The organism is Sporosarcina beigongshangi, from assembly GCF_033485195.1.
GTDB lineage: Bacteria > Bacillota > Bacilli > Bacillales_A > Planococcaceae > Sporosarcina > Sporosarcina beigongshangi.
Genome location: NZ_JAWLIR010000088.1, coordinates 1 through 1,111, shown reverse-complemented (window position 1 = coordinate 1,111; position 1,111 = coordinate 1). Strand labels below are relative to the sequence as shown.

Here is a 1,111-nt window from a genome sequence, read left to right as displayed (position 1 = left end):
CAACAACTAATTTCAATTTCTTTCGCTGTTTTCATTACGCTTGAGGAGCGACGTTCCCTACTATAACATCTCTTCCAGAACGAGTCAACAATTGTTTTAACTTCTTTTTTGTTGTATCTCGCTCCCAGAGGACATGTACTAATATACAATACAGTGATACAAAAAATCAAGCTTTTTTCGAAAAAAGTTTTTCGCGCAGTTTATTCCCATCAATGACAAATAGCAATATCCCTGCTATAACAACTACTCCGCCGATAATTTGAGATGTTGTCAAGGTTTCATTAAAGATATAAAATGCTAAAATTGCCGCTCCTACTGGTTCGAATAAGATTGCGATAGATATTACATTCGTACTGACCCACTTGATGGCCCAGTTGAACATTGTATGACCTAGTAGGTTCGGAATGAGTGCAAGCATAAAAAACCAAAACCAATCCGTGTTTGAATAAGGACCGAACGATTCTCCTTTAATGAGAACATAAAAAAATAATGTAAGAGTGCTTATCGAGTAAACGACAAACGTATAAGTAATAAGTGAAAGACGTTTTCGAACATCTTGGCCAAATAAAAGATAGGCAGTAATCAATGCACACCCCGCGAGCGCCAGCATATCTCCATAAAATGCAGTGCCACTCAACGCAAAGTCTCCCCAGCTAATAATCACGCTCCCAGCGATGGCAATGATTGCGGAAAGTATCGTTTTAAATGATAACTTCTCTTTAAAGAAGAAATAAGTTCCGATAAAAGCGAATATCGGCTGCAAAGTAACGAGTACAGTTGAACTGGCTACCGAGGTGTAATTTAAAGATTCAAACCATAAAATGAAATGGAAGGCTAAAAACACACCTGCGATTGTAGAAAAGATCCAATCTTTTTTACCGAGTGTCAAAATTTCCTTTCTATACTTAATGAGGAAGATCGGTAACATCAGCAAGACAGAGAATAGCATTCGATAAAAAGCAATCACACCGGCGTCAGCTGTTGCGAGTTTGACGAAGATTGCAGAAAGGGCTACGGATATTACGCCAATGATGATTGGAATATAAGGATGAATTGCGGGTTTTTCCATTTTAGAACACATCTCTTTCAAAAGGAATGATATATATAGGTT

1 protein-coding gene is annotated in these 1,111 nt (G+C 37.7%); it reads right to left on the bottom strand.

Going from position 1 to position 1,111, the window contains the following annotated elements; genetic code table 11:
* Nucleotides 1-166: 166 nt before the first annotated feature.
* Complete coding sequence (locus R2B77_RS17855) at nt 167-1,069, bottom strand: DMT family transporter (protein ID WP_203249238.1); 903 nt, start codon at nt 1,067-1,069, stop codon at nt 167-169.
* Between the last annotated feature and the right edge of the window lie 42 nt (nt 1,070-1,111).

Excerpts from the sequence above, each read along its gene's own strand:
- R2B77_RS17855 (WP_203249238.1), bottom strand. The coding sequence starts at position 1,069 with ATGGAAAAACCCGCAATTCATCCTTATATTCCAATCATCATTGGCGTA.